This is a genomic window from Polynucleobacter sp. 35-46-11, assembly GCF_002281105.1.
In genome coordinates this window covers 1-8441 of record NZ_NCFJ01000080.1, presented here as the reverse complement: position 1 = coordinate 8441, position 8441 = coordinate 1, and the positions used below count along the sequence as shown (strand labels likewise).

The following is an 8441-nucleotide window of genomic DNA, read 5'->3' as shown; positions in this document are numbered from 1 at the left end:
ATTATTTTTATATAGTGAAACAGCATTACTATGTTCAATGTCGCCCCAACGTAATGGAATAAATTTGGTAATCCATAACTCACCAGATTTTGAATTCCTAAGCATAACTTCTAACTCTTCTTTTTTATAATTTTTTAATATTTTAGGACGCATATTATTGATAACCATTGTTAAATTAGATTAGATTGTGCATCATCTTGTTTCTTGGCACGTTTTTTCTTTGCAACAGTTGGTGGTAATAAACTTGTTAATTCCTCATAACGCTTAAACAAGAAAGCAACTCTACTTGCATCATCATCAGCTCCCATATATCCATAAGCCTTATCAACAGCTTTATTATTTGCTTCGTGTGCTTTAACAAGTTCAATTGGCATTGTTAAGGGGTCATATAATTCAGCTAAAGATGCATTTGGATAAAGGTTTCTTGCATCTAAAATTGCTTGCCCACTTAACGATAAGTTGGCTTTCTGCTCTTCAGTGCTATTAATATCCCACACAAAATTGTTATATACAACAGTATTTGAATAGCGATAACGGCTTTCTAATCTTCCACAAATTATTCTTACCCAAGCCATATGCATTTTACTTGTAAGAACAGCAAATTCTTTAACTGTAGCGTTAGGTAACATAAATGAAGCATTACTACATATAACATCACCACTTAAATAACCAATTGGTATGTAATCTCGTCGTTCACTACTATGTATTGGGATAAGCAAATAAGGTTGATTTGATTGACGAATAGAAACAAAAACAGAAGGAGTAGCTGATGCTGCATTAGCTGCTTTCTGTAAACTATTTTTTCTAAATTCACGCACACTTTCAATGCGTTTAAGTAAAAAATTACTCTTATGTAGTTCAGTTGGATCAGCATTAACAAGCCAAAAACAATAACGTTTAATGTTATTGATGTAGTCATCAGCACTTACAAAACGTTTAATAAACTTGACGCTATAGTCGTTTATAGCAACTAATTTTTTATACTCATCTTCATCTAACAATAAAAAACCACCTTCACGTGGTTCATTACCATAAACTAAATTAGGAACATTACAGATAGGATTAGTTTTTTTATCGATAAGTATTGTTTGTGCATCAAGAAGATATGGATTTATTGTTTTAGCTAATACTATTTCGTCATTTTCCTTAAAAATAAGACGTTGCTTAACATCACAAATACCAAATCCAATAATTACACAGTGAACACCTGCAACAGCCTTTCCTTCATTACTCCAATCAAATGTACGATACGCAAAATGAATATTGATATGTAGAGGCAATAATAAACTCCACAAAACAGCTACTTGCTCTCCTTGTGCAATACTATTTGTAGATACGAAAGCACATTTTGTTTGTTCATTCGATTTTATAAATCTACTTGCTAACACATACCAAGCACAAACATAATCTAATACGCCTGCATTATTACCAACTCCATAAACAATCTCTAAGTCTTTCTTCTGTAATGCAGATTGATGTTTGTAACCAATAAAAGGTGGATTACCAAAAACAAAATTACATTCTTCTGCTTTAACAACATCATTCCAATCAATACGTAATGCATTTCCACAATGTATATGAGGTGTTGTAACTAAAGGAACTGTTGCACGAGTTTTACCAAATTTATTAGCAGCCTCTAAGTTAAGTTGATGATCTGTTATGTATAGTGCAACACGTGCAATATGTGTAGCAGCTTCATCAATTTCTATTCCATAAAACTGTCCAATATTAACGCGACATAATGTTGCTATATCTAATAAACCACCTTGTGCTTGTCCCTTAAAAAATAATTCATTAATAACATCATTCTCAATTCTTCTAATTTCTCTATAAGCAATAACTAAAAAATTACCACAACCACACGCAGGATCAAAAAACTTTAAGGTTGGTAGCTTGTCATATAAAGCTGTAAGTTTTATCTTGCTACCTTTAGCTTTATCAAACTCTTCATATAAGTCATCTAAAAATAATGGTTGTATTACTTTAAGTATGTTTCTTTCACTTGTGTAATGTGCACCTAATTCTCTGCGACTTTCTCTACGATGTGCTGTATCACTTGCACCTTCTTCTAATACAGCTTGAAACATTGCACCAAATATTGCAGGACTAATTCCACTCCAATCAATTTGCACACACTTAATTAAAATTGTGCGTAAGTCAAAGTCAAAATAAGGAGTTTGTATATGATCTGCAAATAAATTACCATTTACATATTCAAATGCTTGTAATGCTTCATCTAAATTAGTTTGTCTGCTATCTTTAGGAGTATTTAGAACTTCAAATAACAAACTTATTGCACTACCTAAATCACTACCATCTTCTTTAGTAGCTTCAACTAAGCGTCTAAATATGCCATCGTCACCAAATATCCCTGTGTCGTCTGCAAACAAACAAAACAATAAGCGTGTTAAGAAACTCTCTAAATCTTTGCCTTTATAGTTTGCCTTAAGTAATGCATCGTGTAACTTAGCAATTTGTTCTGCAGCTTTACGATTGACTGGTAATTCTTCTGTGACAGCTTGAACACGTTTATCAACTAAAAACATAAACCAATCTGCACGTTTATGTAATTCATCTAACTTACAAATTAGTGGCTCTTTAGCGTTGTTTTGTAAGTTATACAACTGAAATGTTTGAAAGTCACACGTAATAATGTATTGGGGCTTTTCAAATTCATTAGCAATTGCGTGGAAATATGCTTGTGCTTGCACATAAGCATCATCTAAGTTTCTACCTAAACTCTTTTGCTCTACCAATAAAACACCTGGAATAAAGCTGTCTATATAGCCACGTGCTCCACCTACTTTTAGAACACGTGCCTCAAACATACTTGCTGAGCTTTTACTAAGCCCAAAGCACATATAAAAATCACGCCAAAATTGCTGTGCGTGTTGTTTCTCATCGCTATCTGTAGCGTGTTCTTTCGCAAATAGCTGTAAGCGTCTGCGAACTTCGTTAATAGTTATATCTGGCATAGGTTACATATTAACTTGTATGGGACTAAGGATAAACACTAATGACTTTATGCAGAATATAGGGATATAAAGCTAATGACAATAGGTTTTATTACTATTCTGTTAAACATAACTACTTGGAGAATTGAGAATGGCTACAAGAGCACCGCGTAAATCACTTTCTGCAGATGACTTAAAGAAGAAACTTGAGGCAGCAAAGGAAGCATTAAAAGTATTAGAAAGACGTGCTTATGCTGGAGAAGTAACAGAAGCAATTAAAAAGTCGAATATCCCTGCTGACTTTAAGAAGATTAAAGATAGTGCAAAAGACGTAAGTGATATAGCAATACTTGAAGCAATTGGTAATGTAATTGGTATTAAGCGTTTGGTAGTTACACAAAGTGAAGTTAAGAAACGTGCAAGTAAGAAGTAATAGCAATGCCACGTAACCAAAGCAAATCGATTGAAGAGCTACAGTTTGAAGCGAAGTTGAAGATTATTGAAGCTAATGAAGATTATGAAACACAGCTTTATTTTGAAACAATGCCAACAATTGATCCTTTATACAAGTATTGCTACACAAGCTCAAACTGGAATATTCCCGTAGAACATCAATCAGTTGATGCTTGGTTACGTGCTGTTATTAAACATATGGCATTACGACTACCTCAACACGGTGGCGAGAAGACTAATGCTTTAATAGTAAGTGTGCATAAGGATTTAGGCAAGTATGAAGATATGTGGATTGACTATGAAACAAAAAAGCTAAGAAAACTTGCTAAGAGTCGCGTTAAGAAAGCAAAATAACTATGTCTGTTAAATGTGCAATTTTTGAGAACACTTCAAATAAAGACAAGCCAACTTATAAAGAACTTGATGAATACTTGGGCAAGGGTTCAAAAGTAATTTATGGTGGTGGAAAACGCAAAAATAAAAATGTTCCATACGCAGATAAACTTTATCAAATAGAAAACGCTTTTAGTAACTTCGAAAAAGTCTTAGTTAATAATCACAGCTATACACGTGAACTTTATCTATTTGAAAGCGAGGCTAATGCAACAGCACTTACCCTAAAGTTTGTAGACAATCTAACTACACATTTTATAGTTGATGATGTTTTAATAGATGAACTAAGTCACTTAACTTGGACACACGGACACTTAGTTAGATTTAAGCGAGAATTAGAGAGCACAATAAAGAGTTTAGATTTTTTTATAGAAAAAGATATTGGCGATGCTAAATTCTATAAATCATTTCCCGCATATACAAAAGCTAATGATAAGTTAGTTATTGAAGTAATGAATGCAACAAAACGTATTGAAGATAACGCTACACTAATACTAAAGTCTGGTTGGTAATACTAATTTAGTAAGTTAATTGCTTTACGTTTCATATCATCGTTACAGTCTATGTAACATTGCACACTACTCAATGCTCTATGTCCACTTAATCCCATTATTACTCTTACTCCAACACCTTTGTTAGCTAAGTTTGTAATAAAGCTACGTCTACCAGAGTGTGAACTTGCACCAGCAATCCCTGCCCTATTAAACAAGTAATGGAAAAATTGGGCTAATGTATTTGGACTGTAGCCATCACTTGCACGTTTTTGACTGTAAAAGAACTTTACATTGGTGTTTAGTGGCTTGTATAACTTAACGTATCTTGTTAATTCCTTATGTAACTTGTCATTAACAAATACAATACGTGCTTCCTTAGTCTTAGTATCCTCTGCACTAAGTCGAATTTCACGTTTAACAGCACCTTCACTATCTACAACATCCTTAAAACGTAAATTAGCAACTTCACTAACACGCATACCAGTATTAAAAATAGTAAAAATCATCGCTCTATTTCGCTCGCTATGCTTTCGTGTTGCTACGTAATCTAAAACTTTACGTATTTCATCATTGTTTAATGTTTTTGCTTGCTTAGACATAGTTTCTTTCCCTAACCAAAGTTTTGCTATGTCTTTAATGTATTTTCTTTGTTTATTTTCTGCGACCTTTTTATTCCAAAAGTTAGTCAATTTGCATTCCTTAATAAAAACATACGGTTACGTCGCTGTATGCTGTGTTTTCTTGCCAAATGTAATACTTAATAAAGAAGATTACATATTGCTATTTAGTTAATTTGTCGTCTAAATCCCACATTTATTAGCAGACTTAATTAAAGCGTCTTAGTGCTGTTTTCTAAGCTCTCTGCTGTGTTTGTATTCACTACCTTGTATTTCTTGCTTATAGCGTTGATTTGAAGCGTTGTGCATTGTAATTAGTAAATTTTAGGTATAGCTTCGCTATTAAGCATTAAATAGTAATGCTTGCTTGTTATCCAAATTGTCCAAATCTGCTTAATTACAAGCTGTTTTCTACGCCAATGTCACTTAAGTAGATTTGGGGTTGTTTAATGCTTTGTATGCGTAAAGCATCTACGTTGCCAACGTTTGCTTCTTTAGTAATGTAGTCAAGCCAGCCATAAGTGTTGCTTAGTGGCTTAATGACTATGCTTTTGTGTGCAAAGTCACAAGCCCACCAAGCTCGTTCTATCGTATTTCGAATGTCAATGTTTTTGGGTAAGTTACCAATTGCTAAGTGTGCGTGTATGCGTTTGTCGCTGTATAAGCCTTCTATGCTTGTAATCATCGTGGGTTTTGAATACGCCTTAGTTGTTGTCCGTTTTGTGTCTTTACCAAAAGCCATATAAGCTAACTTAGCGTAAAAGTAATCCAAAGTGCTTTCTGCCACTTCCTCGTTTAACCATTTCCAATCACCCAAAACCTCACTATTGCCCCAATTCCATCGTTCTGGTTGGTATTTTTGGGCAGACTTAAACACGTTATTTTGGTTTTGGGTGCATTTTTGGTAACTTTTTGGTAATACGTATGCACGTGTTTTGAAAGTAACGGTTACAGCGTGTGTGAGACGTGGACTAAATTGGTTGATAGTTTCTACGTATGCTTGCTTAAGAGCTTGGTTATTAGACATACACTTATTTATGTGTATGTAATAAAACCATTAATTTATTAACGAATTATTAGGTTTTTGGTGAGAATTGGTGGCAGATTTAGGTAGGAATTACTAAAAATCAGCCATAAAGTAAGTATGCCCATTAACTTATAGGAGAAAACGATGAGCATAGTTACAAACTTGAAGTTAATTACTACAGCTAAACGCACAGCTATTTCACCAGTTATGCAACGTCGCTCAAAGCTACTTGCTAAAGTGCAAGAACAGTTGGAATTGTGCGAAGCACAGCGTAATCAACAAACTTATGCACCAAAACGTATTAAAACTATTACTAACAAGGAAACTGGTGAGCGTATGACTGTTGAAACAGTTAAACGTGTTAAGGAATGGTTTTGGATTGCAGAGAATGGCAAGATTAATTTAGCTGTTAAGTATGGTGCAAAGACGTTACCACTTAACAAGAAAGGTGCTAATGCAATTGAATTAACTAATGGAACTGAATTAATTGGAACATTGCATAAGTTGAAAGATGCTGTTGTTGCAGGCGAATTTGACGATGCTATTAGTGAAGTTAGTGATGCTACACGCAAGGCATTTAACAAATAGTGTTGGTTACGTGCCCCATTGTTTTAAGGATTTGGGGCACGTAAATGTAATAAAACTAAATACTGTTATGAAACAGTTTAAGGCTACAGTAAAGGTGAGTGGAGTTTGGATTAATACAATTGTTTTTGCTGATAATAGTGCTATGGCATTTAAGTTAGTGCAAGGACAGTTTGGTGCTGGAAATGTTTTATCACCACCACAGCAAATTGGACATTAAATGCGATTAAAAGAAATTAAACCAAATGTAATAAAACCTTTAACACCTCAACAACAGCGTATTAAGTCTTTACAGCTACAAAAGGATAATGTAGCTAAACAGCTTAAGGCAGAGCGTGATAGGCAGAAGATTGCTAAGGCACAGCAAACTATTAATAGTGTTAAGTTGGGATAAGCAAGCCATCTTTAATAACGTATCCAGCAAATGCATTAGCAATTAACTTAGCATCTGTTGTGTGATAGTAAGTATTTTCTATTTGTGTAGTGCTTGTTCCAGCTATTTCTGCAACTGAAGTAGGAACTAATCCACTATTTACTTTCTGCGTTATGTAATAGTGTCTAAAGCTATATGGCACTATGTTGCGTTTTTCTATATTTTCAATCTTTGCTAATTTGATTATTTTATCAAAGTGATATGCAATAGCACGATTGCTTATTGCTGTATCACCATTAGCACTAAAAATAAGTGTATTAGCAAATTTCTTCTGTTCGTCTTTTGGTTTGGATTTTTGGTAGGCTGTTATTCGTGGATATTGCAACTTAAATAAGTCGTCAAAGTAACCAATATCTTTCTCAACAATTCTTCTTGTTTTATTAACTTTACTAATTTCTGCCCTAACAGTTAGCTTTACTAAGTTGTAGTCTTTTTTTGCTACTTTATGCTCAAACTCTTCGTAATCACTCCACTCTAATTGTATTTGCTCGCCTCTACGTAATCCAAACATTATGCTTATTACAAAGTAATAACCAGCAATAGCCTTTACTAAATTGCCAGTTTCATTAATTCTTTGCAATGCTTCAGCAATGTATTTGTCTAACTCTATTCCTATACGTTTAATCTCGTCATCTGTAAAACTATTACGTCTTAAACTTTCATCTCCCCTATCTACACGCTTTAGTTTTGTAAATTCAAAACTTTCTAAATTAGTTTCCTTATGCTTATAAAGCCATTTCATCATTGCATTAATAGTGCTCTGTTCGTTCTCTACAGTTGTTGCACTTAATGTTTGTTTTTTTGTTTTTCCTTCTACTCTCTTTAAGTAGTAATCTTCGCAATCAGTAATTTGCAATTCTTTTAGCTTAGTGTCACGCTTAATATAATTAAGCCAATGCTCTAAGTGTGTCTTAATAGTGCTAAATCTTCCTTTAGTTATGTTTATATCTATGTCTTTTTCACGTTTAGCCAAATACATAGCAACACCATCTTTAGCTGTTTTACTAAAGTGTGTAATTCCAGCATATTCCTTAGCTTTAAGTTCGTGATAGTGTCCTTCTGCTTTAACTTTAGCTGTGTTTAAGTTTGTAGTTCTTAAGCTAAATCGTGCGTATTTACGCTCTTTAGTAAGCCAATACCTAAAGTGCCAATACTCTCCACGCTTGTAAATTACAGCGTTATCAAATATTGCAACTTCAGTTCCGTTTGTTGTGACTTTTTTGGTTGGCATTTAATTTACGTGTAGCTGTCTAATTTCATAGCTACAAAATTGTGTAACTATTTCAACAACTGTAAATTAAATTTGTAAGAAATACAACGACTTAGTGATTTGTGTGAAACAATTGTGTAACTCGTAAATCGTTATAAATCAACGACTTACAGCAATGTTTTCACTCCCACTCAATAGTTGCTGGCGGTTTTCCGCTAATGTCGTAGACCACGCGATTGATACCACGTACTTCATTAATGATGCGATTCGATACC

Annotated in this window: 11 protein-coding genes; 6 read left to right on the top strand and 5 right to left on the bottom strand. The window is 33.9% G+C overall.

The annotated features are described in order from the left end of the window. Positions 1–170: 170 nt before the first annotated feature. Positions 171–2975, bottom strand: coding sequence for a DNA methyltransferase (locus B7Y67_RS07845; protein ID WP_293598159.1), 2805 nt, complete (start codon positions 2973–2975; stop codon positions 171–173). A gap of 130 nt (positions 2976–3105) precedes the next feature. On the opposite strand from B7Y67_RS07845, the gene B7Y67_RS07840 reads away from it, so the two are divergent. Genes B7Y67_RS07840 through B7Y67_RS07830 form a run of 3 tightly spaced genes read left to right on the top strand, consistent with a single transcriptional unit; the run spans position 3106 to position 4312 of the window. Continuing rightward, on the top strand, positions 3106–3387 hold the full coding sequence (locus B7Y67_RS07840) for a hypothetical protein (protein ID WP_293598158.1): 282 nt from the start codon (positions 3106–3108) through the stop codon (positions 3385–3387). Between the two features lie 5 nt (positions 3388–3392). Next, positions 3393–3761, top strand: a complete 369-nt coding sequence (locus B7Y67_RS07835; RefSeq protein ID WP_293598157.1) for a hypothetical protein — start codon at positions 3393–3395, stop codon at positions 3759–3761. A gap of 2 nt (positions 3762–3763) precedes the next feature. Next, the gene (locus tag B7Y67_RS07830) at positions 3764–4312 is read left to right on the top strand and encodes a hypothetical protein (RefSeq protein WP_293598156.1); all 549 of its coding nucleotides are present in this window, start codon (positions 3764–3766) and stop codon (positions 4310–4312) included. A gap of 2 nt (positions 4313–4314) precedes the next feature. On the opposite strand, the gene B7Y67_RS07825 is transcribed toward B7Y67_RS07830, so the two are convergent. Both B7Y67_RS07825 and B7Y67_RS07820 read right to left on the bottom strand, forming a co-directional pair. After that, the gene (locus tag B7Y67_RS07825; protein ID WP_363926913.1) at positions 4315–4983 is read right to left on the bottom strand and encodes a site-specific integrase; all 669 of its coding nucleotides are present in this window, start codon (positions 4981–4983) and stop codon (positions 4315–4317) included. Between the two features lie 325 nt (positions 4984–5308). Beyond that, positions 5309–5938 carry a hypothetical protein gene (locus B7Y67_RS07820; protein WP_293598155.1) on the bottom strand — a complete coding sequence of 210 codons (630 nt, stop codon included), beginning with the start codon at positions 5936–5938 and terminating at the stop codon, positions 5309–5311. Between the two features lie 144 nt (positions 5939–6082). Here B7Y67_RS07820 and B7Y67_RS07815 point away from each other — a divergent pair, with 144 nt between their 5' ends. From B7Y67_RS07815 to B7Y67_RS07805, 3 genes are all read left to right on the top strand, one after another. After that, complete coding sequence (locus B7Y67_RS07815; protein WP_293598154.1) at positions 6083–6526, top strand: DUF6641 family protein; 444 nt, start codon at positions 6083–6085, stop codon at positions 6524–6526. 67 nt (positions 6527–6593) lie between these two features. Beyond that, complete coding sequence (locus tag B7Y67_RS07810) at positions 6594–6743, top strand: hypothetical protein (RefSeq protein WP_215275362.1); 150 nt, start codon at positions 6594–6596, stop codon at positions 6741–6743. Continuing rightward, on the top strand, positions 6744–6917 hold the full coding sequence (locus tag B7Y67_RS07805) for a hypothetical protein (RefSeq protein WP_293598153.1): 174 nt from the start codon (positions 6744–6746) through the stop codon (positions 6915–6917). Here the strand turns inward: B7Y67_RS07805 and B7Y67_RS07800 are convergent. Continuing rightward, entirely contained in the window at positions 6904–8187 is a 1284-nt protein-coding gene (locus B7Y67_RS07800) for a site-specific integrase (RefSeq protein ID WP_293598152.1), read from the bottom strand. The genes B7Y67_RS07805 and B7Y67_RS07800 overlap by 14 nt on opposite strands. Positions 8188–8347: 160 nt before the next feature. Next, positions 8348–8441: hypothetical protein (locus B7Y67_RS07795; protein WP_293598160.1), on the bottom strand; the 94-nt coding region annotated here is incomplete at its 5' end.

Excerpts from the sequence above, each read along its gene's own strand:
- B7Y67_RS07820 (WP_293598155.1), bottom strand. The coding sequence starts at position 5,938 with ATGTCTAATAACCAAGCTCTTAAGCAAGCATACGTAGAAACTATCAAC.
- B7Y67_RS07840 (WP_293598158.1), top strand. The coding sequence starts at position 3,106 with ATGGCTACAAGAGCACCGCGTAAATCACTTTCTGCAGATGACTTAAAG.
- B7Y67_RS07845 (WP_293598159.1), bottom strand. The coding sequence starts at position 2,975 with ATGCCAGATATAACTATTAACGAAGTTCGCAGACGCTTACAGCTATTT.
- B7Y67_RS07805 (WP_293598153.1), top strand. The coding sequence starts at position 6,744 with ATGCGATTAAAAGAAATTAAACCAAATGTAATAAAACCTTTAACACCT.
- B7Y67_RS07800 (WP_293598152.1), bottom strand. The coding sequence starts at position 8,187 with ATGCCAACCAAAAAAGTCACAACAAACGGAACTGAAGTTGCAATATTT.
- B7Y67_RS07830 (WP_293598156.1), top strand. The coding sequence starts at position 3,764 with ATGTCTGTTAAATGTGCAATTTTTGAGAACACTTCAAATAAAGACAAG.
- B7Y67_RS07815 (WP_293598154.1), top strand. The coding sequence starts at position 6,083 with ATGAGCATAGTTACAAACTTGAAGTTAATTACTACAGCTAAACGCACA.
- B7Y67_RS07810 (WP_215275362.1), top strand. The coding sequence starts at position 6,594 with ATGAAACAGTTTAAGGCTACAGTAAAGGTGAGTGGAGTTTGGATTAAT.
- B7Y67_RS07835 (WP_293598157.1), top strand. The coding sequence starts at position 3,393 with ATGCCACGTAACCAAAGCAAATCGATTGAAGAGCTACAGTTTGAAGCG.